Below are 26,422 nucleotides of genomic sequence, written 5' to 3'. Positions count from 1 at the left end.
AACAATCGCATCCCCGTCAGTCGGAACTTATCGAACTGGATCCTGAAAACCTGAACAATACAAAGGCAACTTGCAGCCAAACTGTGTCTGTATCGACCGGTCGACATGCCCCACCAAAGTTCTGCCGGAGAACAGGGTCACCGGATACGGCTGAACGGGTGCCCCGCCAGCAACTGGCACACGGCTAGAGCTCGCCGTCATCTAAACTTATGAATCTCATACCATGCCTTCCGCAACAACGTGAGCGACCATGTTAGCATTTACGCACCCTTGCTTCACGCGAAATTCGGGTGTGGGCAGGCGGGCGTCGAGAAGGGCCATCATCAAACCCGCAAAGACCTTCCTCGCCTGTACGAGCGCGGACTCCATCGGGTAGAGTATGTGCTCGGGTCCGACACCGTCGATTCGCAGGGGAAAATGCAAAGAGATTCTTCAACCCCAGCAGGCCGGCCATCCCATCTGCGCGGTTCCGGCATCACCGCGGGGAAACCGGAGTGTCGAGCATAACATTTCCAGGAGAATCGCCAACATCGCCGGCAAACGCCCGATTGCACCATCCAGATCCCGTACCTCGCCTCACCCCACCCCTCAGGGAACCATACCGTTCGGCAGCCGCCGGCAATACCGAAGGGATATACCCCGAACAGACCCTTGACAACGTCCAGAAGACGTTAAGGCGACCGAAAATCGGATATCAACATGAGCAACTTTTATTAACTATGACACAAATATAATTCAATATTATGGTGGGGGTAGACCAGGCTCAAATCGATAAAATACTCTCCGGTGCGTCCTCGGAGGACCCGGAGGCCCGTCTCGACACCCTCGAGAAGGAGCTGGACTTCGTCAAGACGTCGATCAAGCGGCTGCTCATCGACCTCCGGGAGCGGATGAACGAACTGGACAACCCGTTCACCAGTGCCGCCGCATCCTACACAGGGAACCGGCTCGCGCAATCCTATGACGCCGGGGACGATGAGCAGCCGGACGACGAGATGCCCGAACTGGACGCGATGCCCGCCAGTCTCGGCGATCCGGCGACCACCGCAATAGAGGGGCTTGGCGGCGGCGAACTCTTCCCGACCGATCTCGGGGCGGCCGGCTTCCCGGAAGCCCGCACTGCGGCTTTCCCGCAGGCGAAACCCACGGGAAAACTCAAACTCCAGAAGGTTCACCGGCTCTTCGAGTGGGTTCACCGGGGATGCTCCCGGTACGGGCACGAGCACATGGCAATCATGATCGACGCCTACCGGTCGATGGGTTACATCACCGAAGAGGTCTCCGACCAGATCGGAGAGATCATGCGGATGGCCCCCGAAACCCGCAGAGACGTGCAGGAGATCGGCCCGAACGAGTTCGTCTCGGAACTCTACATCTTAAACCGCATCCTCGACCCCGACGACGCGACGCTCGACCGGGATATGATCGAGGTGCTGATGCTCTCCCGGCGCGATGCGGAAGAACCCGACGGCGGAAAAACGCCCTCAAAGGAACGGAACGCCGGCGATACCTGGATCGAGTTGCTGGATAGGATATGATGAATGTCGAGCGAAACCTTCACCACAGCGATGTTCCTTATCGCCGCCATCATATCGGCCGGCGTCCTCATTAACGCAGTATTTCCAGTAATCTACACCCTATCAAGCTCGATCTCGTCGTCCTCCCACAACGTGGACGAACGACTGAGTACGGACGTGAAGATCGTCACGACCTACGCCAGCAGCACCGGCCACACGGCCAGGATCTGGCTGAAGAACATCGGTGTCGGGAGAGTCGCCGATAACGACATACAGAGAGCCGACGTCTTCCTCGGCGGCAAAGGAGACTTCATCCGGTTAACGCGAGCGGCGACACTTGCCGAAGGGACCTGGAAGTACGAGATCCTCGAAGACGCCAACAACTACTGGGACCCCGGCGAGACCCTCTACATCGAGGCGATGACCACAAAGATTCCCGGTAAGGGGGAGATAGTCTACTTCCAGTTCGTCCTCCCCTCGGGGCTCACCCGGTCGACCACCTTCACCGCGAGTGATTGACCATGAGTGCGGGACCTCTCGTCGCATCCGGAGTCGGCATCCTCCTCCTGGTCGTCACCGCCTACGTCCTGATCGGCGGCACCCTCACCACCACCGAAGTGATGGTCGAAGCGCAGAGCAACCTCGCCGCTCACCAGGAGGTCCGGATGCGGACGGCGATCGCGATCCAGAACACGACCCTCGACGGCACGACCCTCGACGTCGAGGTGAAGAACACCGGGAGCGAACCTGTCATTGAGATCGCGTCCATCGACGTCTACCTCCAGATCGAGGGCGAACCGATCTACATCCCCCACGGCACCGACACCTACCACTGGAACAAGGTGAACATAACTCCCGACGGGATACACCCGGAAGAGCTCGATCCCGGCGAGACCCTCATCCTCTCCGTCACCTGCACGGAGAACGCCACCCCAACCTGGGTTCAGGTCGTCACCCCGAACGGAGTCTCCAGTTCAGCGTACATACCAACCCAACCATAGGTGAATAACATGGCACTGAGCGACGCAAACAGCAGTATCCTCGACACACCCGACAAGACGATCCTCTCGACCGGAAACACCGAACTCGACAAGAAGATCGCCGATGGTCTCCCGCTCCAATCCCTCACCCTCATCGAGGGAGAGAACGACACCGGAAAGAGCGTGCTCACCCAGCAGATCGTCTGGGGAGCCCTGAAACAGGGGTTCAACGTCGACCTCTTCTCGACCGAGAACACGAGCAAGAGTTTCATCACCCAGATGGAGTCGATGAGCCTTGATATCTCCAACTACTTCGCCTGGGGCTACCTCCGGGTCTTCCCCATGCACGTCGTCGGGTTCGAGTGGACGAAGGAGAAGATGCAGGGGACGCTCGAGCGGATGATCGCCTACATGGAGCAGAGCAAGGCGCAGGTGATCGTCATCGACTCGCTCACCCTCTTCACCGAGTACGCCAAGCAGGACACAGTTCTTACGTTCTTCACGAACTGCAAGAACCTCGTCGACCACGGCAAGACCATCCTCGTAACCCTCCACACCTACGCCTTCGTGGAGGACTCGCTCGTCCGGATCCGCTCGATCTGCGACGCTCACCTCTTCATGAAGAAGGCGCTCGTCGGGGGCAAATACGTCATGATGCTCGAGGTCGTCAAGGTCCGCGGCGCACGAAAGACCACGGGCAACATCATCAGTTTCGAGGTTCACCCCGGGTACGGCATCAAGATCATCCCTGTCTCCGTCGCGAAGGTGTAGAGAATGGCGTCGGCGCTGGAAGCAACGGTCACCCTCCCCTTCGAGCCGGAGTTCATCGACGAGGGAAACGACTGCTACAACAACGTGGAGTCCTGCGCGCTCTACAGGATGCTCCCGGCAAATGCACGCGATTACGTCAAGGCAAGCCCTCACCTCCTCGAGTACCTCCACATCCTGCCGGTCAACACCGTCGGCATCCCGCTCTTCCTCTCGGAGTTGAAGAAGGATCTGAAATCGATGGAGAACCCGAACATCATCTACCCGGTGAACGAGACGACGTTCATCCATATCTTCCCCGACCCAAACGACGTCCGGAACTGGTACATCCCGATCGAACCTTCGTTTCTCCACTCCGTCAAAGAGATCCTCCCGGTGATCGAAGAGAGACTGATCGATATGATCGACGCCCTCGACGAAGAACCGGTGACCGAGCAGGCACGGATCGGGGTGCTGAAGGGCTTCATCCAGCAACTCGTCTACATCAAGCGGCCGGGCGAGGAGATCGACGAGTCGCTGCTTGCCGGCGGGACGGCAAAGGATCTCACGACCCGGATAAAAACCTTCCTCACCTCGGAGATCGGGGCGCCGAAGCAATCCCGGACGGCGGGACATCAGGAACTTGCCGACGGGCGGATCATCCTCACGCAACAGGAGTACAGGGCGCTCGAGTACATGATCGTCCGCGACAAGATCGAGATGGGGACACTCAAGCCGTTTCTCTCCGACAAGTACATCGAGGATATCACCTGTGACGGCGTCGGGCCGATCTTCATCGAGCACAAGATCTTCAAAGGCCTAAAGTCGGTCATCGGGTTCCGGGACTCGCAGGAACTCGATGCCTTCGTCATCAAACTCGCCGAGCGGATCAAACAGCCGTTGACCTACCGGAACCCTATCGTGGATTCGACCCTCCCCGACGGCTCGCGTATCAACATCGTCTACGGAACCGAGATCAGCAAGCACGGAAGCAACTTCACCATCCGTAAGGTGAACGAGGTGCCCCTGAGCATCCTGCAGGTGATCGAGAGCGGGGCGTGCAACTACATGATGGCCGCCTACCTCTGGATCTGCCTCGAGTACGGGATGTCGATGTTCGTCTCCGGCGAGACCGCAAGCGGCAAGACGACCACCCTGAACGCCCTCACGACCTTCCTCCCGCCCGAGAACAAGATCGTCACCATCGAGGATACCCCCGAACTGACCGTCCCCCACAGGAACTGGACACGTGAGGTCGCGAAGGCCAAAGGAAAAGGCGAAGGAGAAGGTTCGGAGGTCACGATGTTCGATCTCCTCAAAGCTGCACTGCGTCAGCGTCCGAACCAGATCCTGGTCGGTGAGATCCGTGGTGTGGAGGGGTCCGTCGCATTCTCCGCAATGCAGACCGGCCACCCCGTGATGAGCACCTTCCACGCAGCGTCGGTCGAAAAACTGATCCAGCGTCTCTGCGGCGACCCGATCAACATCCCGAAGACCTACGTCGACAACCTCAACCTGGTCATCATCCAGAGCGCGGTGAAACTCCCGCAGGGCGGAACCGTGCGCCGGATGCTCAGCGTCAACGAACTCGTGGGCTACGACCCCGAGACGCAGGGGTTCTCCTTCATGGCGGCGTTCGTCTGGGATCCCGCCACCGACACCTTCACCTTCACCGGGAAAGGAAGCAGCTACCTGCTTGAGAATAAGATCGCAACGATGCTCGGCATCCCCGAGAACCGGCGGGCCGAGATCTACGATGAGGTCGATAAACGCGCCAAAATTCTTGAGCGGCTTCACAAGGCCGGGTACACCCAGTTCTGGGACCTCTTCCACATGACCACGAAGATCAAGAAACAGGGGCTGCTCAACATCGAGGTGTAGGCGTTGTTTGAGGATGTGACCGAACGGCTGCGGGCGGCAAACCAGGGAAAGATCCCGTTCGAGGAGCAGGCTGCAGCTCTCGGCGATCTCCGCTCCACCATCCTCGAGAACAAGAAGATGGAGCAGGACCTGCTCCTCATGTACACCTACATGGCCGCGATCACCACATCGACCGTGACCAGGCCCGAGATCTTCCAGTACACCGCTGAGCGGTTCGAGTACATCCCGTCGCGCTACATAGCAAAGGTGCAGCGCCTGGTCGCCAAGTGGGGCCAGAATTACTCCAGCGCCCTCCGGGCGATCGCCGAGCGTTGCCGGAACGCAACCCTCCAGAGCATGCTCAACCGCTACGCCAACTCCATCGACTCCGGTGTTCCGGATGACGACTTCATCACCACGGAACTCTCGAGCATCCGGAGCATCTACCGGAACTCGTTCGAGCAGGGGATCGAACTCCTGAAGAAATGGGGCGACGCCTACATCGCGATGCTCCTCTCCGGAGCGCTCGTCGCGATCATCATGATGATCTCGGTCGCCATCTACGCACCCGACGGGATTGAAGCGACGCTGAACACATCCTATCTCATCATCCTCGCAATATCGATCTTCGGCCTCACGATCATGTACCGGGCCGTCCCCGACGACCCCCGCACGCACGGTCTTTCCGAGATCTGCTCACGAGAGCAGTCCCTCATCCGGCGGCTGGAACGCCTTATCCTGCCGATAACCGCCGCAATCGGGCTGATGCTCATCCTCGTCGGCGCCAACGCGGGCATCATCTTCCTGCTCGTCGGCCTGCTCCTGATGCCGCTCGGGGTCATCGGCTACATCGACGATACGAACGTCGTCAACCGGGACAACGATTTCGCCACGTTCATCCGGGGCCTCGGGTCGATCATGGGCGGCAAAGGCATCACCACCGGCGACGCGCTCCAGGAGGTCGACCGGAAGTCGCTCTTCCACCTGGAACCGTTCATCAACTCGGTCTCGTCGAAGCTGAACCTCGGGCTCGACGAAGCCGGGAGCTGGAAGAAGTTCATCGGGGAGACCGGCAGTTACCTGATCTACAAGTACATGAACATCTTTCGCGACGCGGTGGCTCTCGGCGGGTCGCCCGACGCGATCGGAAAGATCGTCAGTTCGTCGATGCTCGAACAGGTGCTGCTCCGGAGAAAGCGCGACATGATGGTGAAAGGGTTCGTCGTCCTCCTCGTGCCGATGCACGGAGCGATGATCAGCATCTTCGTCTTCCTCTTCGAGATCCTCCTCACGATGTCCCGCGCCGTGACGGAGGTGATGACCCGCTTCACAGAGACCTCTGCCGCGCTCTCGGGAGGGTCGGCCTCTATCGGCAGCAGCATGGGAGCATCGCTAAACATCTTCGCTAACTTTCCCGAAGACACGATGCGAGCCTACGTGGTAACGATCCTCTTAATGCTGACCGTTGCAAATGTACTGGCAGGAAAGATTGTCATGGGCGGCGACCGATACCTGTACTACTTCTTCACAAGCCTGCTCTGTGTGGTAACCGGTGTCGTCTATATCATTGCACCGATCGTCGTGGGCGCACTCTTTGTCATTCCGACATTCACGGGGGTGTGAAAGTGAGAGAGAGCCTGCGTCGTCCGCTTCTGTTCCTGATCACCGTTGGTACAGGCTCCGTGATCATCGTCTTCGACGCCGCTACCGAGATCATCATCGCAGGCACCGTGCTCGCAGGGTTTCTCGCGCTCGTCGTCACCGGGGCGCTCGACCTTGCCGAACTGAAGCCGTCGAGGTTGCGCACCGCGCTCCGGGAGCGTGGAAAGAAGAAGGAGCAACCCGACGCCCCGGAGACGGTAAAACCGGGTGCACCGGCAGAAAGCCCATCCTCCACCTCGAACCGCCCGTTCTCCGGGATCGATCTTTCCAGCATCCGGGGTATGTTCGGGACCTTCAAGGCATCGATCATGGAAGCGATCGCGCATGCCCGCGCACCTGAGGATGAGAAGAAGAGCAACATCCAGAAGATCGACGCCATGCTCGACCAGGCGGTCGAGGGTGCGGTCCCCGATCAATCCATAACCCCGGCACCCCCGAAGGCCGGCGGGAATTCTGCCGATCCACTTGCTTCGCTTGCAGATCTCGACATCGACTCGCTGGAGGGGCTCGATCTCGACGATGAAGCGTCCGCGGGAACAGTCTTTGACGCCGACCAGATCTCTCTCCTCTCGGCGGAGGATGCGGAAGCCATATCGGATATCCTCAAGTCGCACCAGGACGAACTCGATGAGTTCGACCTCCCGACCGGCATCGATCTTGCCGGGGGTGCCGGCGAACCCGACGGCGCCCTCCCGCCGGTAGCAATGGACGTCCCGGAACTGCCCGGAGACGACGGTATGCCGGACATGAGCGCACTGAGCGAAGAACTCTCCGCGCTCGACGCGCTGGATCTCGACGAGCTGGATCTTGGCGAGATCGAGGGCGAGGAAGAAGACGAGGGGATCGACGCCGAAGAACCTATCCCGGAAGAAGAGATCATCGAAGAGATAGCGGAGGAGCCGAAAGAAGACTTCGACATGGTTTCCTTTGCGTCCGGCGGCGCGGTCGAGGATGACCTGATCACCGCACTCAAAGCCGACGCCAAGAAGAAAGAGTATGTGGAGGATATCAGCCTGGTCCGCGAATTGAAAGGGGAGAAGTTCCCTGCGAAAGATCTTGCGGCGGAACTCGAGGATATCCTCACGGCAATGAGATCACAATGATGATAGTATCGCGCAGGATATAATACAGGGGAGGCAGGGGAGGAAGAGATGAAATCGGTTCCGGTAAAGGTCGAGCACGAAGGCAGGTGGGTTCCGACGACGATGGGTATCGCCGAGGACCGTTTCCGCATCGATCTTCCTCTTAAGCAGGAGATCCCCTACAAATCCGTGGTCGACCTCGAGGAGAAGAAGAACCAGATTATCATCACCGCCGGGGCGGACGGAGAGGCGGTCTACCGCATCGCCTCGGTCGAGAAGGTTCTCGCGGTCTTAAAGAAGTTCATCATCACCCAGGCCAGCGCCTACCGGCTGAACGCATTCTTCATGTCGCCCGCAATCCGCGGGGGGGTACTCGTCCAGAACGCCCAGTGGGAGAAGGGCGCGATCGCCGTCATGAAGACCGGCATCTGGTTCGTCAGCCAGGAGAAGCAGGTCTGCATCCCCCTCGACGAGGTGACCGGCATCGAACTGACGTCCCGGGAGATCCAGGAGAAGAATCTCGACGTCGTGAAGATCGACCACCTCATCGAGAACGAGCTCGTGACGAGTTTCGTTCTCTGCCCGCTGACGACACTCCAGGTTCTCTACAACTTCCTCAAAGAGGCGACACACGACACCGAGATCCGCGAGGAGATCGATCCCCTGACCGGGCAGGTGGCCATGCTGGTCTACAGCGGGATGGACTCGAGCGCCATCGAGAACATGCTGAAACTCTCGCACAAAGAACTCGAAGCCGTCTACGAGAAACTTCTCGGCTCGGGCCTCGCTGAAGTGCTCTACGTCAGGAAGGAGGTACAACTTACCCCGAAAGGCGTAAGATACATCTCAGAGTCTGTAAAATCTCCAATGGATTAAAAACCTTATTTCTTCAAAATACGAAGATATATATAACTTTTTTATCAAATATTCAATGAGTGGTGTTCGATGGGGAGAATCTTAATCGTCGATGACACAATGTTCATGAGAACGCTGCTGAAGAACATCCTCTTCTCCGGCGGGCACGACATCGTCGGTGAGGCAGCGGACGGGGCGGAGGCCCTCGCCAGGTATCAGGAACTCAAGCCGGACCTCGTCACGATGGACGTGGTCATGCCGAAGATGAACGGAATCGAGGCGCTCAAGGCCATCAAAGCAGCCGACCCGGCAGCAAAAGTCATCATGTGCACGGCGGTCGGCCAGGAGCAGATGGTCAAACTCGCCGTCAAGAGCGGTGCGAGAGGCTACATCGTCAAACCGTTCCAGGCTCCGAAAGTCCTCGAAGAAGTTAAGAACGTCCTCAGTGCGTAACCATGATACGGGTTCTGATCGTCGACGACTCGCTCTTCATCCGCACGATACTCCGGGATCTGCTCAAAGGCGCCCCTGATATCGAAGTGGTCGGAACGGCGGTCAACGGCATCGATGCCCTCGAAAAGATATCCAGTCTGAAACCCGACGTCGTCACGCTCGACATCGAGATGCCCCGGATGAACGGCCTTGAGACACTTGAGGCGCTTTCCGGGGTTCCCGCGAAACCGAAAGTGATCGTTCTGAGCACCCTGACGTCCCGCCAGGCCGATATGACCCACCAGGCGTTGCGGCTCGGAGCGGACGATTTCATGCTCAAACCGAGGGATGTTCCGAACGTCAGGGGCATCGAGAGCGAACTCATCCAGAAGATCAGAAACCTTGTCGCGCTCCCGACGATCGTAAAACCTGCTGTAATCAGCCGGAATGAGGCGGATGCAGTCGTTTTGATAGGCTCTTCTGCCGGGGGTCCCCCGATGCTCGACACACTCCTCTCCGCGCTTCCGCCGGACCTGCCTGCCGCGGTCGTCGTCACCCAGCACATGCCCGAGGGGTTCACCGCATCGCTCGCCGAGCGCCTGAACAGGGTCTCTGCTCTCCCCGTGAAAGAGACCGAGAACGGAGACAGCCTGCAGACCGGAACTATCCTGATCGCAAAGGCAGGGTTCCACACCATCGTCTCGGGAGTCGCAGCGGGCAAAGGAAAAAACTACGGGCGGATCATCCACTCGACCGCTCCCCGCCTGCACGCGGTCCGGCCTGCCGTCGACAAGACCTTTGCCTCTGCAGCACACGTATTCGGCCCACGCACCGTCTCCGTGCTCCTCTCGGGGATGGGGAACGACGGCGGCGAGGGAATGTTCGCGGTGAAGACTGCAGGCGGCAGGACGATGGTATGCGCCGAAGAGGACTGCCTCGTATACGGGATGGCGCGCTCCGCCCTCTCCAGGAACTGTGTCGATAAGGTAGTCCCGCTCAAGGGTCTCGCGCGCGAGATCACGAGAGCAGTCAAACAACTCGAGGTGAATCATGTTTGATGAAGAGGGATATCGGAAGCTGTTTGTTGAGGAATCGCGAGAAAACCACGAGAACATCGTGAACAATCTTCTTGCTCTCGAGACCGGGGATGACCAGCAGGCCGCCATCGACGAGATCTTCCGGTCCGCACATACACTCAAGGGCATGTCTGCATCGATGGGCTTTGATGCGATGGAGCATCTCTGCCACTCGATGGAGGACGTATTCTCTCTCATCCGTAGCGGCCGGCGCGAGGTGACCGTGTCGCTCACCGATCTTCTGCTCACCTGCACCGACGCGATTGAGGGGATGCTGGACGCTATCGAGGCAGGAGGAGCGCCGTCCGACGAACAGTCCGCAAGTCTGGTTCTGGAACTCCAGGCGTTTGCCGAAGAAGAGGAGGGGGGAGAGCAGGAACCATCTCCCGGTGCGGCGCCCCCGGCCGGGGTTCCGGCTGAACCGGCAGAAGACGCCGATGATCGCCCGCTGTATACACTAACGGTTGCCATCGACCCGTCCAGCACCATGAAAGACGTCCGGGCGATGCTGCTCCTGCAGAACCTGGAAGAGCTCGGGACGATTCACTCGACGACCCCCGCACGGGAACTCCTCGAGGACGGGAAGTTCGACGGATCGTTCGAGATTCTTATCGAGAGCGAGGCGGGGGAAGATGCGCTCAGGACGATCGCTTCCGGCACGGAACTCTCGCTTCTTGCCCTCTCCACACCGGAATCGCTGCTGGATGCTCCTCCCGTGATCCCCCCGGCGGCAAGCGAGGAGACCAAAAAGCCCGAACCAACTCCGGAACCGCAGGCCCCGCGGCCGGCGAAGACCGAGAAGAGCCGGGAGATCAAGAACATCCGCGTCGACATCCAGCGGCTCGACCGGATGATGAACCTGGTGGAGGATCTGGTCATCAATCGCGGACGGCTCGAGCAGATCGCGAAGAAGCACGGCATCAAGGAGTTCGACGAGGCGCTCTCCATGGTCGGCCGTTCGGTCTCCGACCTTCAGAACCTCATGATGGGGATCCGGATGATGCCGCTCGAACGTATCTTCAACCGCCTTCCCCGCGTCGTGCGGGACGTTGCAAATTACGATGGGAAAGAGGTCGAGTTCACCATCGAGGGCGGCGAGACCGAACTCGACCGGAGCATGATGGACGGGCTCTCCGACCCGCTCCTGCACCTCATCAGGAACGGCGTGAACCATGGCATCGAGACGCCGGAGATCCGAAAAGCCAGCGGCAAATCCCCGAAAGGATTGCTGCGGCTGTCGGCGCGGCGGGACAAGGACAATGTTGTCATCGAGATCGAGGACGACGGTGCCGGCATCGATCACGAGAAACTCCGGAAGAAAGGGGTCGAGAGAGGCCTCATGACGCCCGAAGCGGCGGCGAACGCAACGAAAGACGAACTTGTCGGCCTGCTCTTCGAGCCCGGGTTCAGCACGGCCGAGACGATCACCGACATCAGCGGCAGGGGCGTCGGACTCGATGTGGTCAAGAAGACGATTGAATCGCTCAAAGGAACGATCAAGGTCGAGACCGAGATCGGCAGGGGAACGAAGTTCGAGCTGGTTCTCCCCCCGACGATGGCCATCATCGACGTCATGATGGTGCACATCAACGGGATGCGGTGCGCCATCCCGATCAGCAACGTCGTCGAAGTGGCGCAGACGAGACCGGAGGCGATTCACCGGATCGGCAACACCGAGGCGATCCTGCTCCGGGACCAGACCCTTCCCATGCATCGCCTGGAGGATATGTTCGGCCGGGCAGAGAAGAGCAACACGCTGGTCGTGCTGCAGAACGACGGCAGGAGATGCTGCATCGTCGTCGACACCGTCGACGGCCAGCAGGAGGTGGTGGTGAAGCCGCTCTCCAGCATTGCAGGCAACTGCCGCGGGATCAGCGGGATCACCATCCCCGGAGACGGGGATGTCGTGCCGGTACTCGATGTAAATACAATGATTTAGGAGAGATAGTTCATGGAACTGGATCCGTTTCAGAAGGACGCGCTGGCAGAGTTTGGGAATATCGGTGCCGCACACGCGGCAACGTCGCTATCGCAGATGCTGATGAGCCCGATCGAGATGACGGTGCCGGAGGTGCAGGCCATCGATATCGCCAATCTACATAATTATATCAACAACGAGATAACCGCCATGGTCGTCTTCCAGATTCAGGGGGAGGTCGCAGACGGTGGATACGTCGTCGTCAGCATGCCCCGGGAGACCGTCATCCAGCTGACCAACCAGATGCTCGGCACCACCGATGCCGATCGCGATATCAATGAGATGGACCAGAGCGCTGCGATCGAGATCGGGAACATCATGATATCGGCGTTTCTCGATGCGACGGCCGAACTGCTGGGCATCGTCATGCTGCCGTCTCCCCCGGCGTTGGCCATCGATATGGCGCATGCCGCCTTCGAATCCATCGTCGCGCAGGTTGCCGGTGACGTGAACGATGTCCTGATCTTCAACACCGAGCTCACGAGCGAGGCACCGCCCGTCTACGGGAGCATCTACATGCTTCCGAACGCCGAACTTACGCAGCAGCTGTTCCTCATGCTGGAACGGATGATGGAACCGCTCTCATAACCAGTCTCCGGGATACCATGGAGAACAACTTTTTCGGTGAGGAGACGGCAATAATCCTGGGCCTGGGCGAGCTCCAGGTCGGGAAGTGTCCGATGGGGACGATTGGGCTCGGCTCCTGCATCGCGCTCATCCTGCACGACCAGCGGAGGTCCCTTGCGGGGCTCGCCCATATCATGCTCCCCGAGAGCCGGGGAGATACCGATCGTCCCGGGAAGTTCGCAGATACTGCCATGTCTGCTCTCCTTGAAGAGATGGGGAAAGCCGGGAGCACAAAGTCCTCGATCACCGCAATCGTGGTCGGCGGTGCAAGCATGTTCGAGTTCTCGGCCAATTCCCTGAATATCGGCGAGCGAAATGCTACCGCAGTGAAGGAACGGCTCCAGGAGCAGGGCATCCGGATCGAGCACGAGGAGACCGGCGGCAAGGTCGGGCGATCCGTGTATTACTGGCCGGAAGGAAAGGGCCGCCTCATCATCAAGAGGGCGGACGGAACATGTATCGCGCTCTGATACTCATTTTAGCCGCGGCATCCTTCTTCACCCCTTTTGCATCAGCCCTGTACGTCGAAGTGCCCGATTATCATTCGGGTATCGCGTCCACCGGGGTAAAAGACACAATCAACGGCCGGTATGGGGACGTCATCTTTGCGACCGACGGCGGCATCTCCGTGTACACGGAGAACGGTACCTGGTATTCGGTCAACGCAAGGAACCCCGGTGAGACGGCCTATGGGTCGCTCGCGCCTCTCGAGACCATGGTCACCGCGGTCGCGCTCGACCCGGATGGGCGCCTCTGGCTCGGGTACCCGAACGGGCTTCAGATCGGAGACGGAACCGGATACCGTGCCGTCAAGGACCTGGATCTCCTCAAGAACCTCAACGTCAACTGCATCGCACGGTGGGGGGACGAGATGTGGATAGCCACCGGGCGGGCGGGCCTCCACCGCTATCAGGATGGCGAGTGGACATGGTACAAGCCTGCCGGGCCGGAGAATCTGGGATGCTATACGATCGTGAGCATGGCGGTCGATGCCGCGAGCGATGCACTCGTCATCGGGTCGGAGAGCGACGGCATCCGGGTGCTCAGGGATCGGACGGGAGACGCCCGCTTCGAGCAGGTCACCTACGGTAGCGACACGCTTCGCCGGGTCTCCGGGGTGCGGGTCGATCCGTTCGGGGGGGTGTACCTCTTCAACCGCACGACGGTTCTCCATTACGCCCCCGATGCGGGGGTTACACCGGTCCTCAACGCCGGGAACCTGAGCGCGTTCCCGGTCGTCATCAACGACGTTGCAACTACGGCCGACGGGACGCTCTACATCGCATCCGATAACGGGATATACAGGTGGAACTCGTCGGGCGTCGTCCGGCATATCACGTCCGGAGACGGTATCCGCGCAAACGCCGTCAAGAAACTCTTTGTCGACGCCTACGGACGGTGCTGGTTCGTCGTTCCCGGAAACGTGGGCTATATTCCGCCGACGGCAGGCCACGCCACTCTCGATCTCTCCGCAGTCCCGGTGCCGACGCCGGTGGTGACCGAGACGCCCCTGCCTCAGACCCCGGTACCGGCGGCGACGCCTGGAGAGGCTGCCGGACTGTTTGATGGGGTGTGGGCTTTCTTTGAGGGGTTGTTCGGCGCGGTGAACTCCGGGTGAGCGGGGCTTGAGAGTGTGAAACGGGGAAGGGGCCTCCGGCTTTCTTGATACCATGGCAGGAGCGCAGGCGTGTTTGGGCCAGCCTTTAGGTTAGTTAGGATTGATTCTAGAAGAGTATAAACGGCTCTGTTGTCGGGAAATCACAATCCACCCACCTTTTACGAGATTGATGGGTCGTTAGAGGCGCGAAAACTCGATACACTGGATCGTGGGAGAATCGCCACGGAGGGAACGACTGTCCGAAGGAAAGGAGTTCGAGCACCGTCAGGTGCGAGTTGGAGACAGGGGAGGGGGCACGCCCCCTTCGCACCTATCGGTGCTCAAGCTCGCTCCGCTCGCACTCCGCACCCTTCGGGTGCTCGAGCTCCGTTCCTGCGGAACATCGCACTCCCCGTCAGCCCCTCCGCCATGGCGATACCCACTGGAAATCCGTGTCCGAGGATCTGCAACTATCGCAAGGTGAGGGCACGAGCGGTATGGATGCCGGCAACTCACCTTACTATCGTATGCCCACCAGAAAAGGAGCGTGATCTTCTTGCCCACTCTATTACTTCGAGATATCCGTGTAGTAGTACTCCCCGGCGCCGATCTGCTCCCGGTCAAGGAACGAGCCGGGCTTGTTGATCCGCGGCCTCCCGCTCTTGTCCCGCCGGAAGGTGATCCCGAGCGCCTTGAGGAACCGGTTCATGCCCGGCGCCATGTCGAACGGCCCGGCGGCTTTGCCGTTGATGCCCGGCTTGCCCTCGAAGACCAGGATACGGTCGCTGATCATGTCGATGACGTAGATGTCGTGGTCGATCACGAGCGTGCTCGCGGCCCGCCCCTCGGCATGCTTCCTGATCATCCTCGAGATCTTCACCCGCTGCTCCACGTCGAGGTGGGCGCTCGGCTCGTCCAGGATGTAGAGGTCGGCGTCGCGCGAGAGGCAGATCGCAATCGCCACCCGCTGGAGTTCGCCGCCGGAGAGGGTATTCACCGGCGCCTGGAGGAACTGAGCAAGGGAGAGGGGTTCCAGGATCTCGTGCTGGTAGTATGACGTGTCGAACTTCGTCGTCGCCTGCCGGAGGAGCTCCTCGACGGTCGCCTCCGTATCGCCTTTGAGGTACTGGGGCTTGTAGGAGATCCGCACCTGGGTATCCATCGCCCCGGTATCGGGTTCGAGCACCCCGGCGAGGAGCTGGGCGAACGTACTCTTCCCGATACCGTTCGCCCCGAGGACACCGAGAACCTCGCCGCTCCGGATCTCCCCGCCGTCGACGGTGAGCGAGAACTGCTCGAACGCTTTCGTCATCGCCGGGAACTCGAACAGCACCTCCCGGTCCGAGTCGGCAGCGTGGGCCCGGGTATCGAACGTCACCGCATACGTCCTGAACCTGACGTTCTCCTCCGGGAGGAAGCCCTCCAGGTACTGGTTGATCCCTACCCGGACGCCCTTCGGGTGGGTGATGACGCCGAAGACCGCCGGTTCTCCGTAGGCGATATGCACAGTATCGGCAAGCATGTCAAGGATGGCAAGATCGTGCTCGACGATCACGACCGGCCGCTCCAGGGCGAGTTCCCGGATCAGGTTCGCGGCGGCCATCCGCTGGTAGACGTCGAGATAGGGCGTGATCTCGTCGAAGAAGTAAAAGTCGGCGTCACGCGCAAGGCAGGCGGCGAGCGCCACCCGCTGGAGTTCGCCGCCGGAGAGGGTCGTTATCGGCCGGTCGATGACCGCCTTAAGCGTCAGCCGGTCGATGTAGTAGTCGAGTTTGCCGCGCTCGTCGGTAGTCGCGAGGAGGTCGTGTACCGAACCGGAGAAAACCTTCGGGATCTGGTCGATATACTGCGGTTTTACCGCGACCTTCACGTTCTTCTGGGAGAGCAGCTGGAGGTAGTCGAAGAGCTCGGTTCCCTGGTAGAGGTCGAGAACCTCTTTCCAGGATATCCCGGCATCGGTTCTTCCCAGGTTCGGGACGAGCGTGCCCGAGAGGATCTTCACCGACGTGCTCTTCCCGATACCGTTCGGGCCGAGGATGCCCGTGACCTTCCCCTCGACGGGGATCGGGAGGCCGTAGAGGACGAAGCCGTTCTGGCCGTAGCGGTGGGTCGGCTGGTCGAGCTGTTCGGGGAGGTTGACGATGTCGAGCGCCTGGAAGGGGCACTTCTTGACACAGATACCGCACCCGACACAGAGTTCTTCGGATATGACGGCCTTCTGGTCTTCACCGATGACGACGGTTTCGTCGCCGGTTCGGACACGGGGGCAGTAGAGGATGCACTCGGTGCCGCACTTGACGGGGTGACACCGATCACGGTGTACGATAGCAATACGCATGGGTGATCACAGAACGGTGGTAGTCAGGAGGATCGTCCAGGTCATGAACCAGAGCGCGAACGTCATGAAACTCTGGTAGAACCAGTCCTTTCCGGTCAGTGCCATGTGGTCGATCCGGATGAGCATGAAGATGTGTTTCTGGAAGACGACGCCCGCCATGAGAAGGAGGATGCCGATGATGGCGTTTTCCTGAAGGCCGCTCGCCGGGTCGGGCGTGCCGGAGAGGTAGAACGAGAGTCCTCCGACCAGGATGCCCATGAAGCAGGCTACAAGCGTCCGTGTTATCCGATTTCTGTGCTCAGCCCGTTTCTCGGCACGTGTCCGTGGCCGTGTCTTTTCAGACTCTGCTGCTACCGCATTCTCACTCATCGTGACACCAGTGTTGCGCCATTCCTGAAAGGGAAGTCCCTTCGGGGCGGCGGCCCGGCGGGAGCAAACCGACTTCTGGCCACTTCCCGGGATTGACGGAATTACTACATTATAGGGCGTTCTCCGGTTATAAATGATAGGTACCTCCTGCTCCAGGGGCGACAGTCCCGGCAGGCAGGTGATAGTAATGAGGTGCAGTGACGTGGAAAAGACCGCATCACACTTGCGATGTTCGTCGAACTCCAGTCCGACGCACGTCACATGAGACGACGATACAGAGATAGCGCCACGATCTCACACGAAGAACAACGTTTTGAAGAAATGGAGTTTGAGCACTCGAAGAGTGCGCAGGGGAGTCATATACCCATCTACCGAACTTCGCGTTCTTCGCACCTGCGGTGCTCAAACTCCGGGCGTTGCGCCCATCGCTCTTCGCGGCTTCGCGTAAGTTAACAGGTGCAGATAGCTATACAGTCTCACGCGAAGTGCGACGGATGGGACATCCGGAGCATGAGCCCCGCAAGGTGCGAAGGACGCGAAGCCGCGAAGTGCGACTTTCCCGAAGGGAAAGGAGTTCGAGCACCGGAGGTGCGAAGTGCGACTGCCAGAATGGCAGGAGCATGAGCACCGTCAGGTGCGAAGTGCGACGTTTCGTAGGAACGGAGTTTAAGAAACCCAAAGGGTTTCAAGGAGTTCGAGCACCATCAGGTGCGAGGTGCGCCGCCTCTCACTCGATCTTATACCGCAGGATCGCCGCGGCACCGCCGATGGCATCAAGGCGCTCCCCGGGCTCGAATTCGGTGCTCAGCACCACGACCGTTGCGTTGACGCGCTCGGCCTGCTCGATGACGCCCGTAGCCTCATCGTCGCGGAGCAGGGTGTCGGCGACCAGCACCGTCTCCGCCGCACCGTAGACAACCGCTTTGCGGACTTCGTCGATACCGTAGGCGACGGCGCCCTCGGTCGCGATCCGGAGCAGGACCTCGTCCATCAGCGCGACCTCCCGTGCAAGGTGGAGGTCGCCGAGCAGCCGGTCAAGGATCCCCTGCCCGATGACCTCCTGCACGGCGCCCCGCCCGATGCGCCGGGTCTCGACGGCGACCATCCGCCCGGCGAGGTCGGGGGCGCGGGCCTTCACGTACTCCGCGAACTCGTCCTTCACGAACCCCGGGCCCGCGACGACGAGAGGGCCGGTGACCGCGGCGACCGTCTCAAGCGTCTTCTCGAAGAGCGTCGACCGGGTGCCGGTCTCGGCACCCTTGCTGCTCCCGGCCGTGACGGTCGTCACCCATTCCGGGCCGAACTGGCGCAGGCGGTAGACCTGCGCCTCCCCTTCCTCGACGCTCACGACGTGAACCACGCCGTATGCGGAGGCATCGACGGCACGCCGGATCCGCTCGCAGTCGACGGCACGCCAGCGTTTGACGACCGAGATCTCGAACCCGGCCTCGACGTTCAGGGTGTGGTGCGCGGAGACGTCCACCCCGCTCTCGATGACGCCGGCGATCCGGAGACGGTTCGTGTGCTGGTGGAACTCCACCTTCTCGACCCGGATCCCGAGCCGCACCGGCCGCTTCTCGACCTTCTCCGGCCGGAGTTTGTCGGTCGCCGCCTCCACGCTCCGGAAGGTCGTCGCAAAGACGAGATCCCCCGGCCCGACCAGGTGGGAGAGGTGCCAGAGGTCGTCGAGCGTCTCCGGGAAGAGACGTATCTCGCCGAACTGCTTCTTCATCTCCCGGACTTCGGCCTTCATGGTTCCACGATATCCGAGCCTCCCGGCGGGACGAATGCGGCGACCGCTTCGGTGTTCAGGGCGTTCTTGAGCCCTTTCCACTCGTCCTCCGAGAGTTTCTCCCTGAGTGCCCGGACGACCTTCCTCGCGGTATCGTTTGGTTCGAACTGCCCGGGCCGGAGTTCCACCCACACTTTCGTACGCCCGGTGACGGCATCGGACGGGCCGCCGATGACGGCGACCTCGGGAGCGGTCGCAAGACCGATCGCCATCCCCAGGGGCACGTTCCTGAAGTACTGCCGCTCGCCGCGGACGATGAAGGCTCCCCGGGCCACGTACTCGCCGGACTCGGCCGTCTTGCTCACCTGGTCAGGCTGGGCGGCGTAGACGTCCGCCGTGAAGTGCCCGGCCTTCCAGGCGTTGGAGTAGGAGGCGGCGAACCGCACGGCCTCGTCAAGGTGCTCGGTCGCGCCCTTCACGATGACGACGCTCCCGCCGTGGACGTCGGCGTGGACGAAGAGGTCCCCGCCTTCCATGTATTTCTTGACGAGTTCCTCGTTCTGGGAAGCATCCCGGCCGCCGATGACGAGGACGCCGTCGCTGGTGGTGAACCAGCGGAAGCGGTGATACCACCGCTTTTTCTGGAGAGCAAGGCTCCGTTTCGCCCTGGGCTTCTCGGGAACCGTCCGCTCCATCGCCGCGAGCGCGCCCGTCTTCTTCTTCTTGAACTTCTTGATCTGGTCGTAGTAGCGGCCGAGGTTCTGCTCGATCGTCTCGTGGACGTATACCTTAACCCGCTCTCCCGATAGGTCGAGATCGACCGCCGCATCGGCAGGATGGACGCCCCTGACCATCTTTACCGCAGGGTTATCGCCGTTCGCTTTCAGGATCTGCTCGATCTCCTGCCACGACCGGTTTTTGCTCGCCTCATCGAGCGTCGCTATGATCCCGGTAACGGCCGTGTAGTTCTCGTAGATCACTTCCACGATCCGCCCATAGCGCTCGATCTTCTTCTCGAAGCCCTTGATCGCCTCAGCCTGCCGCCGCCGGATCACCTCCGCCTGGGAGAGGCGGGGCTTCTCGGCCGCGGCTCCCTGCTTCTCGCCAGCCGTCTTCGGGTAGAAGGCATCCAGCGCCTCGCTGAAGGTCGCAAACCGCTCGCGAACCTCTTCCCCGGCAAGCACCACCGGCCAGCACCCGGACGGCGTTATCACCGGCTCACGGCGTTCCCCGACATCGGCCATCAGCCGTTCGAACGCTTCCCAGACGGCCGTCGCGTCCACTTCGGCGGCGGCGGCGCTCTTCTCGACGCCCGCCATCCAGCAGACCTCTTCGGCATACGCGCCGCCGAGCATGCACCCGACGGCGAGCGTCCGGACGATGTCGCGGTCGGACTCTGCAAGCATCGTCCGGAACGCCTCCGGCGAGAGAGACAAGCAGTCGGATCCCTCGAAGGCGTAGACCGCACCCGGGACCACCTCCCGGGTCTTGAACCGGTGGTGCCAGAGGGGCTTGATTATCGTATACGCTTCATCGCAGAGGACGGCGTTCCCCTCGTCGAAGAGTTCGAAGATGAGGTGGTAGGTCGTATCCCGCTTCCCGATATCGAGGCTTATCGTGCGCTCGAGCCCGAGCTGCCGGATGCCGAGCACCTTCCCGCCCTCGAGGTGCTTCCGGAGCAGCATCGCAAAACTCGGGGGGTTCTTTGGAGGCACAGGAAACTCCGCGGTAAAGTGGGCGCGCCGTCCCGTCTCGACGAGGAAAAAGTACTTCGCCCGGTCTTCACCGTTCAGCCTGATGCCGAGGGTCTTCGCGTCGAACTGGTAGATCTTGCCGACCCAGAGCGGGAGGCGATCGGCGGCCTCCGCTACCAGCGCCCGAAGATCGACCCCGCTCATTCCCTGTAGTGTCGCCATTGATTCAGAATACATTCGGCCCGGTACCTAAAGAAGGGTACGGGCGAGTGACGCAGGTTCTTGATCTGGTGGGAATCGGGCGGGGGAGCGGGGCCAGGAGAGGCAGCACAGCGGGGTCATTGCGCTCGATGATCCGAAGGCGGCAATACTTCGGAGTCCGGGGTAGCCTGCCCTTAGATATGAGACGGTCGGGGAAAAAATCCAATGAACTGGACCGTGGGAATATCGCCCTGAGGGGGAGGGGAGCATCCCCCCTCCCCTGTCTCTACCCCAGAAGGCTATACCTGTGCCCCCACCCCGCCCGGCCTTCGGCCTCCTCCCCCGCCCCTTAGGGGCGGGGGCAGTGCGTGGCGATATCCACCGGAAATCCGTATCCGGGGATGCGCAACAGCAGGAGCATAAAAGCCCAGCCAGGGCTACCCCACGCTCCACAGCATCTCAAAGATATCCACTAACGTAAAAAAAGTCTTCAAAAAAGCAAAATCACAAGAGCAGAGGAGAATTACTCCTCAGTCTCGTTCGTCTCTTCGGGTTCGGCGGTCTCGATGATCTCGGGCGCCGCCTCCGGCTTCTCCGGGCGGGAGATCGTCTCCTTCATGACGACGTCGTTGATATCGGAGTAGTTCTCGAAGATCTCACGAACGAGGGTACCGCGCCAGACCATCCAGCGGCGGTCGTAGGTGATCGCGGGGGGGAGTTCCAGTTCGACCGTCCCGTCGGCGATGGTGATCCCGATGTCGGTTCTGCCCGAGAAGAGCTTGATGAGGCCCTTGATCTGCTCCACCGGCTCCTCGACCTTCTCGAGGATCGCGTAGGAGTAGTTCAGGGTCTTGCCGGCAAGCGGGTGGTTGAAGTCGACGACCGCACGCCTTCCGATGACGTCGACGACGACGCCCTCGCGGCCTTCGACCTCGACCCGCATCCCCCTCTGGGGCTTCTCGCGGAACTGCGTGACCGGGACGGACTTTACGGCTTCATCCTCGTGCGCCCCGAACGCCTTCTCGGGCGGAACGTCGACCTCGCCCTCGGCGCCGACCTCTTTGCCGACCAACTCGTCCTCAAGACCGATGATGATGTGGTGGCTCCCCAGGCGGACGGTGACAGGACCGTACTCCGCCCGCGGGTTGTAGATCCCTTCTTCCTTTGCGTTCTCCTCATCCGTGGTATCGAAAATATTCTCACCGACGCGGCCGGTGTACCTGAGCCTGATAAAATCTCCTTCCTGAAGTGCCATTCCATTCACCTTGGATAGCGGATGCGTTGCGGTCGCGGTACGCCTTCCGCACCGGCCCGCCGCATGCCTGCGTCTTGTTGTTCCATTTTATTTGGATGGAATGGTATTTATACTGTCTACCGGAACACCCGGCGGGATCATGGACGAGATACAGCAGCAGGTCGGCGGAGTCTCGTACGCCCCCTCGCCTCCGGAAGAGTTCTGCGGCAGACGGGAGGAACTCGAGCAACTCTCGGCCATCCTCTCGCGGGCAGGAGAGCACGGGCAGACGGTGATGATCTCCGGTCCACCGGGCATCGGAAAGAGTTCGCTCCTGAACCGGCTCGCATACGAGGTGCAGGAACGCCCCGGCGGGCGACAGTCCCCTGTCCTCAGGGCAGAGGTCTTCGACCTCCCGGGGATGATCTTCGCTGCGTTCCGGGAGTTGTTGAACGATCTTAGGCGATCCTCGGCATCCGCAAGGTTCGGGAGCCTCCTTGATGCCGAGAGCATGAGCGAGGCTCTCCGGTATGCCGACGACGTCTTCGAGAAATACGCCGCCCCGGTGGAGCCGGTCGGCCTGCTCCCGAAGGCCGGCGAGGAGATCGTCGGCGTCTTCGCCCGAACACCCGAGGTCGGATACGACCGTGTATACCAGGCCTTCGAGGAACTGCTCAAGGAACTCGGGAGACAGATGAGCATGACGGGCCACGTTGCGGCGGTTCTCCTCGACGACGTCCACCTCGCCTCGAGCCACGACCGGCGCCTCCTCCGGGATGTCGTGCGCGACCTCCCGCCCGGCATCCTCCTCGCCTTCACCTGCCGGACGGAGGATGGCGCCGGTTCCGGATACGCGACGATGCAGGAGGAGATCCGGGAGCTCGGTATCCACGAAGTGCAACTCACCGGGATGCAGCGACCCGAGATCCGGGAACTCGGGGAGAGGCGGTTTCACTTCTCCATCGACGATGCGGCCGCCGGCCTCCTCGAAGAGAGAGCAGGCGACCCGTTTGGCCTTATGGCCTGCTTCAACGCCCTGCGCAACCGGGGGCTCTCACCGTCCCGGGAGAACGTCGCGGACGTCATCGCCGGGGCAGACGATCCGGCGGGGCTTGTCTTCGCCGCGCTCCCCGAACCCATGAAGGCATGGATGGAGAACCTCTGCGTCTTAAACCCCCCGTTCCCCGTGCCGGTCATGGCCTGCATGCTCGATCTCCAGGAGGCGGGCGTGGCGCCGGCAACCGACCGGCTGCTGGAGAGCAGCATGTTCCGCAGGCTCCCGGACGGCGAGTATGCCTTCGCGCACCCCCTCCTGCAGGAGCACTGCAGGCACTGCCTCTCTGAAGAGACGACGGTTGCGCTCAACGCCCGCGCTGCAGACTGCTTCGAGCGCTCCATACATCGCCTCCCCGACAGGCTGCACGTCCTCCTCTCGCTTGCCGGTCACCTCTTTGACGCGCACGAGTACGGGAAAGCCGCCGACCTGAACCTGGAGATCGGGCTCCGGTTCCATCATCGCGATGACCACGACACCGCCCTGCTGCTCACGGAGCGGGCGATCATCTCCGCGGAGCATCTCGAAGACGATGCGCTCCTCGCCGCCGCAAAACGGCAGAGAGACCTTATCCGGCAGAGAGCCTCCGGCCCGCTCACGGCCGGGCGGTGAGGGTTTATCGTCGTTCCCGAGAGACGATCTGACGCAGGGTGAGCATGCTCGAAGTGGAAGCAAAATTTGCGGTCAAAGACCTGGAGAGCGTTAGGGCCGGGCTCGACCGGAAGGGGGTACGGATGGGAAGAAGGCAGCAGGAACGCGATGTCTACTACAACGCTCCTCACCGCGATTTCGGGGAGACCGACGAGGCGTTACGGGTCAGGTACGACGATACCGGGGTCACCGTGACCTACAAAGGCCCGAAGATCCGGGTCGGGAGTGCAAAGGCCCGCGAGGAGTTCAACCTCGCGGTAGCCGACGGAGAGACGCTTGAAGGGATCCTCTCGCGTCTCGGGTTCCGGCGGGCCGCCATGGTCTTGAAGGTGCGGGAGTTCTACGAGATGGGGGACGTGACGGTCACGCTCGACGACATCGAGGGGCTCGGGACGTTCGCCGAGATCGAGATCCTGACAGACGAGAACAAAGAGGATGCCGCCGACCGGATCGGGGCTATTGCAAAAGAATTGGGTGTAGGCGGTCCACCGATCTACACCTCGTATCTGGAGATGCTGTTATCTAAACAGCAATAAGGTCGATATGGATATCTTTGGGCTCCTTCCCGAAACGGATGATAGCACCGTAGCCTTCTGAAGCGGGGCCGGGGTTGACGACCTTGACGCCGTCGACCTCGGTGACGCCCCGTGCCTCGTGAATGTGAGCACAGCAGACCAGATCGAACCGGGCCAGGTGCTTGCGGATGCTCGGGCTGCCGACGTGGTTATCCTCGACGGTGTCCAGCGCCTCGTATGGCGGGGCGTGACAGAGCAGGACGTTGTGGATGTTTTTATCCATGTGATTGGTGATCCGGGTGAGGTCTTTGTCGATCTCTTCCTCCGTCAGCTCGAACGGCGTGTCGAACGGGGTCTTGTTCGAACCGCCAAGACCCGCGAGCGTGATCTTGCCGAGTGCGATCCACGAATTGTGCAGGCAGACCGCATCCGAGCGTTCGAGCACATCGATGATCTCGCGGGGATCGCAGTTGCCGGGGATTGCGAAACACGGCACCTCAAAGTTGGAGAGTACCGAATCTACAGGCTCAAGTGGACCGAAATTGGTGATATCGCCTGCAATGATGACTGCATCGTAGTCGTAGCTGAGAAAAGCGTCAAGCTTTCCGTAGTTACCGTGCAGATCTGCTAGGAGTAGCACATCCGTCATGCTCTATAGATGAGAAGTGCGTCTAAAAAACCTTATCTCATGATCCATCCACGAGCCGGTTATTCTGCCGTCGAGCGCGAGTTTCCCGAGAACCTTCTCCGTCTCAGGAAGGAGCGGACGGGGGCGGGCATCCTGAAGGGGAGTCCCGGGAAGCGGCATGAAGTAGTGGATGTGCGCCTTCCCGCCCCGGGCGACCATCTTCACGAGGTCGAGCGTCGCGCGCTGATCGTCGTCGCTCTCGAACGGCAGCCCGAGGATGAAATCGACGACCGGAACGAGGCCGTGCTCCCGGCAGAGGTCGAAGGCACGGACGACGTCCTCGACGGTATGCCCCCGATGAAGGCGGCGCAGCACACGATCGCTCCCCGACTGCGCCCCGAAGTGCAGGCGGGTGTTGGCGCAGTGGTCGAGGACGAGCTCGACGGACTGCCGCGAGACGCACTCCGGGCGCACCTCGCCGGGGAAGGTGCCGAAGTAGACCCGGCCTTTGAGGCTCCGGAGGAGACGTTCGACCCTGTCGAGACGGAGGTGGACGCCGTCGGAGCCGTAGGCGAACGCGTTCGGGGTGACGAACCGGATATCCCGGTAGCGCGAGGCGTAACGGGCGATCTCGTCGATGGAGCGGTGGCGCATGCACCGCCCGAAGAGGCGCGGTGTCTGGCAGTAACCGCAGGAGAACGGGCACCCCCGGGTGATCTCGACGAACCCCTTGATCTGCGAGAAGGGCGGGTAGCCGTCGAGGAGGACGGTGTGGCGGGCGGGTGTGTAACCCGCGGCGGTGGCGACCCCGGGAGGAGGATCTCGTCCTTCCTCGATGGCGGAGAGAAGCGCCGGGAGGGTGTACTCTCCCTCCCCGACGACGACGTAGTCGGCGTACTCCGCCACCTCGCGGTAGCAGGCGGAGGCGTGGGGGCCGCCGACGATCGTTACGCAGCCGGCCTCCGCGATCTCGTCGCGATACACGCGCTCGTTGATGGAGTTCAGGCTATAGAGGGTGACGTCGGGACGCGGCCCGTCCGCCGCCCCGAGGTCGTATCCGTGCACCTCGCACGCTGCGGTAAGCGCGGCGAAGGTGTTGTTCGCCAGGGGGATCTGTCGCCAGTAGACCTTCATATCTGCTGTGTTCCAGCCGTGCAGCCTGCGCTCACCGGGGTTCCCGGCGGTTCCGTCTGCACGGCATGTATCCTACCAATCTCTCTGGGCACGCGATTAAGGTGACGACCTGCCGCTGCTGGTGAGAGAGGCGCTTCCCGGGCACGGCCGGGATATCTACCGTGAAGCGTTCAACAGCGCCCGGGAGCAGTACGCCGGCCCTTCGGGGCGGCGAAACCAAAAAAAACTCGCAGGAGGAGGTTGCCCACAAAGTCGCCTGGGCGGCGGTGGAGCAGGTCTACGAGAAAGGGGCGGGCGGAGAGTGGAGGAGAAAGGAGGGGCGACACATTCGATCGTGCTCCGGGCAATCCTGTCTTCCGGGCGCACGCACGGGAGAACGCTCCTGTGGCACCACACATCCAGCCACCAATATATTTCAATAAGAATTAAATAATCCGGCCTGTATTCACCCTCTTACCG

The 26,422-nt window shown here is 61.1% G+C and carries 24 protein-coding genes; 17 read left to right on the top strand and 7 right to left on the bottom strand.

All coding sequences use genetic code 11. The features are described 5' to 3' along the window. The first annotated feature begins 743 nt into the window (after positions 1–743). From MchiMG62_RS05540 to MchiMG62_RS05475, 14 genes are all read left to right on the top strand, one after another. Positions 744–1,538, top strand: coding sequence for a FlaD/FlaE family flagellar protein (locus MchiMG62_RS05540; RefSeq protein ID WP_221058260.1), 795 nt, complete (start codon positions 744–746; stop codon positions 1,536–1,538). Between the two features lie 3 nt (positions 1,539–1,541). Continuing rightward, complete coding sequence (locus tag MchiMG62_RS05535) at positions 1,542–2,036, top strand: archaellin family protein (RefSeq protein ID WP_221058259.1); 495 nt, start codon at positions 1,542–1,544, stop codon at positions 2,034–2,036. Between the two features lie 2 nt (positions 2,037–2,038). Then, the gene (locus MchiMG62_RS05530) at positions 2,039–2,518 is read left to right on the top strand and encodes a flagellar protein FlaF (protein WP_221058258.1); all 480 of its coding nucleotides are present in this window, start codon (positions 2,039–2,041) and stop codon (positions 2,516–2,518) included. A 9-nt stretch (positions 2,519–2,527) separates the two neighbouring features. Further along, positions 2,528–3,268, top strand: coding sequence for an archaellum protein ArlH (gene arlH / locus MchiMG62_RS05525; RefSeq protein WP_221058257.1), 741 nt, complete (start codon positions 2,528–2,530; stop codon positions 3,266–3,268). A 3-nt stretch (positions 3,269–3,271) separates the two neighbouring features. Then, positions 3,272–5,125 (top strand): archaellum flagellar ATPase motor FlaI, encoded by a 1,854-nt coding sequence (gene flaI / locus MchiMG62_RS05520; protein WP_221058256.1) that lies wholly within the window; start codon positions 3,272–3,274, stop codon positions 5,123–5,125. A 3-nt stretch (positions 5,126–5,128) separates the two neighbouring features. Further along, positions 5,129–6,727 (top strand): archaellar assembly protein ArlJ/FlaJ, encoded by a 1,599-nt coding sequence (arlJ, locus tag MchiMG62_RS05515; RefSeq protein WP_221058255.1) that lies wholly within the window; start codon positions 5,129–5,131, stop codon positions 6,725–6,727. Between the two features lie 2 nt (positions 6,728–6,729). Beyond that, positions 6,730–7,869 (top strand): hypothetical protein, encoded by a 1,140-nt coding sequence (locus tag MchiMG62_RS05510; protein ID WP_221058254.1) that lies wholly within the window; start codon positions 6,730–6,732, stop codon positions 7,867–7,869. 48 nt (positions 7,870–7,917) lie between these two features. Continuing rightward, positions 7,918–8,724: a DUF8579 domain-containing protein gene (locus MchiMG62_RS05505; RefSeq protein ID WP_221058252.1), complete on the top strand. Its 807-nt coding sequence runs from the start codon at positions 7,918–7,920 to the stop codon at positions 8,722–8,724. Positions 8,725–8,793: 69 nt separating this feature from the next. Next, positions 8,794–9,156: a response regulator gene (locus MchiMG62_RS05500; RefSeq protein ID WP_074369477.1), complete on the top strand. Its 363-nt coding sequence runs from the start codon at positions 8,794–8,796 to the stop codon at positions 9,154–9,156. A 2-nt stretch (positions 9,157–9,158) separates the two neighbouring features. After that, positions 9,159–10,193, top strand: a complete 1,035-nt coding sequence (gene cheB / locus MchiMG62_RS05495) for a chemotaxis-specific protein-glutamate methyltransferase CheB (protein ID WP_221058250.1) — start codon at positions 9,159–9,161, stop codon at positions 10,191–10,193. Continuing rightward, on the top strand, positions 10,186–12,150 hold the full coding sequence (locus MchiMG62_RS05490) for a chemotaxis protein CheA (protein WP_221058248.1): 1,965 nt from the start codon (positions 10,186–10,188) through the stop codon (positions 12,148–12,150). Before cheB ends, MchiMG62_RS05490 begins: the two co-directional genes overlap by 8 nt. A 12-nt stretch (positions 12,151–12,162) precedes the next feature. Continuing rightward, positions 12,163–12,777: a chemotaxis protein CheC gene (locus tag MchiMG62_RS05485; RefSeq protein ID WP_221058247.1), complete on the top strand. Its 615-nt coding sequence runs from the start codon at positions 12,163–12,165 to the stop codon at positions 12,775–12,777. A 17-nt stretch (positions 12,778–12,794) separates the two neighbouring features. Continuing rightward, a complete protein-coding gene (locus MchiMG62_RS05480) occupies positions 12,795–13,286 on the top strand; it encodes a chemotaxis protein CheD (RefSeq protein WP_221058245.1) in 492 nt (163 codons plus the stop codon). 59 nt (positions 13,287–13,345) lie between these two features. Then, entirely contained in the window at positions 13,346–14,434 is a 1,089-nt protein-coding gene (locus tag MchiMG62_RS05475; protein ID WP_221058244.1) for a ligand-binding sensor domain-containing protein, read from the top strand. A 547-nt stretch (positions 14,435–14,981) separates the two neighbouring features. On the opposite strand, the gene MchiMG62_RS05470 is transcribed toward MchiMG62_RS05475, so the two are convergent. From MchiMG62_RS05470 to MchiMG62_RS05450, 5 genes are all read right to left on the bottom strand, one after another. Then, positions 14,982–16,751 (bottom strand): ribosome biogenesis/translation initiation ATPase RLI, encoded by a 1,770-nt coding sequence (locus MchiMG62_RS05470; RefSeq protein WP_221058242.1) that lies wholly within the window; start codon positions 16,749–16,751, stop codon positions 14,982–14,984. Positions 16,752–16,757: 6 nt separating this feature from the next. Then, positions 16,758–17,009 carry an EMC6-like membrane protein gene (locus MchiMG62_RS05465; RefSeq protein ID WP_342367224.1) on the bottom strand — a complete coding sequence of 84 codons (252 nt, stop codon included), beginning with the start codon at positions 17,007–17,009 and terminating at the stop codon, positions 16,758–16,760. 838 nt (positions 17,010–17,847) lie between these two features. Beyond that, entirely contained in the window at positions 17,848–18,873 is a 1,026-nt protein-coding gene (locus MchiMG62_RS05460) for an mRNA surveillance protein pelota (protein ID WP_221058238.1), read from the bottom strand. After that, positions 18,870–20,783, bottom strand: a complete 1,914-nt coding sequence (gene rqcH / locus MchiMG62_RS05455; protein WP_425331899.1) for a ribosome rescue protein RqcH — start codon at positions 20,781–20,783, stop codon at positions 18,870–18,872. Before rqcH ends, MchiMG62_RS05460 begins: the two co-directional genes overlap by 4 nt. 487 nt (positions 20,784–21,270) lie before the next feature. Then, positions 21,271–22,002, bottom strand: a complete 732-nt coding sequence (locus MchiMG62_RS05450) for a peptidylprolyl isomerase (RefSeq protein WP_221058237.1) — start codon at positions 22,000–22,002, stop codon at positions 21,271–21,273. A 139-nt stretch (positions 22,003–22,141) separates the two neighbouring features. On the opposite strand from MchiMG62_RS05450, the gene MchiMG62_RS05445 reads away from it, so the two are divergent. Next, positions 22,142–23,647 (top strand): AAA family ATPase, encoded by a 1,506-nt coding sequence (locus tag MchiMG62_RS05445; RefSeq protein ID WP_221058236.1) that lies wholly within the window; start codon positions 22,142–22,144, stop codon positions 23,645–23,647. A 44-nt stretch (positions 23,648–23,691) separates the two neighbouring features. Then, on the top strand, positions 23,692–24,222 hold the full coding sequence (gene cyaB / locus MchiMG62_RS05440) for a class IV adenylate cyclase (protein ID WP_221058235.1): 531 nt from the start codon (positions 23,692–23,694) through the stop codon (positions 24,220–24,222). On the opposite strand, the gene MchiMG62_RS05435 is transcribed toward cyaB, so the two are convergent. Continuing rightward, the gene (locus MchiMG62_RS05435; protein WP_221058234.1) at positions 24,209–24,850 is read right to left on the bottom strand and encodes a metallophosphoesterase family protein; all 642 of its coding nucleotides are present in this window, start codon (positions 24,848–24,850) and stop codon (positions 24,209–24,211) included. The genes cyaB and MchiMG62_RS05435 overlap by 14 nt on opposite strands. 3 nt (positions 24,851–24,853) lie before the next feature. Beyond that, positions 24,854–25,963: a TIGR04013 family B12-binding domain/radical SAM domain-containing protein gene (locus MchiMG62_RS05430; RefSeq protein ID WP_221058233.1), complete on the bottom strand. Its 1,110-nt coding sequence runs from the start codon at positions 25,961–25,963 to the stop codon at positions 24,854–24,856. Positions 25,964–26,124: 161 nt separating this feature from the next. On the opposite strand from MchiMG62_RS05430, the gene MchiMG62_RS05425 reads away from it, so the two are divergent. Then, positions 26,125–26,385 (top strand): ChaB family protein, encoded by a 261-nt coding sequence (locus MchiMG62_RS05425; RefSeq protein ID WP_425331898.1) that lies wholly within the window; start codon positions 26,125–26,127, stop codon positions 26,383–26,385. Positions 26,386–26,422: the final 37 nt, after the last annotated feature.

Origin of the sequence: Methanoculleus chikugoensis (assembly GCF_019669965.1) — an archaeon.
GTDB classification, from domain to species: Archaea; Halobacteriota; Methanomicrobia; order Methanomicrobiales; family Methanoculleaceae; genus Methanoculleus; species Methanoculleus chikugoensis.
Note: the sequence above shows the minus strand (reverse complement) of the source record. Positions and strands in the feature narration are given on the sequence as shown.

Bases quoted from the DNA above. Each gene is read 5' to 3' on its own strand.
- MchiMG62_RS05445 (WP_221058236.1), top strand. From the start codon at position 22,142: ATGGACGAGATACAGCAGCAGGTCGGCGGAGTCTCGTACGCCCCCTCG.
- MchiMG62_RS05460 (WP_221058238.1), bottom strand. From the start codon at position 18,873: ATGAAGGCCGAAGTCCGGGAGATGAAGAAGCAGTTCGGCGAGATACGT.
- flaI (WP_221058256.1), top strand. From the start codon at position 3,272: ATGGCGTCGGCGCTGGAAGCAACGGTCACCCTCCCCTTCGAGCCGGAG.
- MchiMG62_RS05430 (WP_221058233.1), bottom strand. From the start codon at position 25,963: ATGAAGGTCTACTGGCGACAGATCCCCCTGGCGAACAACACCTTCGCC.
- cheB (WP_221058250.1), top strand. From the start codon at position 9,159: ATGATACGGGTTCTGATCGTCGACGACTCGCTCTTCATCCGCACGATA.
- MchiMG62_RS05470 (WP_221058242.1), bottom strand. From the start codon at position 16,751: ATGCGTATTGCTATCGTACACCGTGATCGGTGTCACCCCGTCAAGTGC.
- cyaB (WP_221058235.1), top strand. From the start codon at position 23,692: ATGCTCGAAGTGGAAGCAAAATTTGCGGTCAAAGACCTGGAGAGCGTT.
- MchiMG62_RS05435 (WP_221058234.1), bottom strand. From the start codon at position 24,850: ATGACGGATGTGCTACTCCTAGCAGATCTGCACGGTAACTACGGAAAG.
- MchiMG62_RS05505 (WP_221058252.1), top strand. From the start codon at position 7,918: ATGAAATCGGTTCCGGTAAAGGTCGAGCACGAAGGCAGGTGGGTTCCG.
- MchiMG62_RS05485 (WP_221058247.1), top strand. From the start codon at position 12,163: ATGGAACTGGATCCGTTTCAGAAGGACGCGCTGGCAGAGTTTGGGAAT.
- MchiMG62_RS05450 (WP_221058237.1), bottom strand. From the start codon at position 22,002: ATGGCACTTCAGGAAGGAGATTTTATCAGGCTCAGGTACACCGGCCGC.
- MchiMG62_RS05530 (WP_221058258.1), top strand. From the start codon at position 2,039: ATGAGTGCGGGACCTCTCGTCGCATCCGGAGTCGGCATCCTCCTCCTG.
- arlH (WP_221058257.1), top strand. From the start codon at position 2,528: ATGGCACTGAGCGACGCAAACAGCAGTATCCTCGACACACCCGACAAG.
- MchiMG62_RS05540 (WP_221058260.1), top strand. From the start codon at position 744: ATGGTGGGGGTAGACCAGGCTCAAATCGATAAAATACTCTCCGGTGCG.
- MchiMG62_RS05500 (WP_074369477.1), top strand. From the start codon at position 8,794: ATGGGGAGAATCTTAATCGTCGATGACACAATGTTCATGAGAACGCTG.
- MchiMG62_RS05480 (WP_221058245.1), top strand. From the start codon at position 12,795: ATGGAGAACAACTTTTTCGGTGAGGAGACGGCAATAATCCTGGGCCTG.
- MchiMG62_RS05465 (WP_342367224.1), bottom strand. From the start codon at position 17,009: ATGGGCATCCTGGTCGGAGGACTCTCGTTCTACCTCTCCGGCACGCCC.
- rqcH (WP_425331899.1), bottom strand. From the start codon at position 20,783: ATGTATTCTGAATCAATGGCGACACTACAGGGAATGAGCGGGGTCGAT.
- MchiMG62_RS05535 (WP_221058259.1), top strand. From the start codon at position 1,542: ATGTCGAGCGAAACCTTCACCACAGCGATGTTCCTTATCGCCGCCATC.
- MchiMG62_RS05490 (WP_221058248.1), top strand. From the start codon at position 10,186: ATGTTTGATGAAGAGGGATATCGGAAGCTGTTTGTTGAGGAATCGCGA.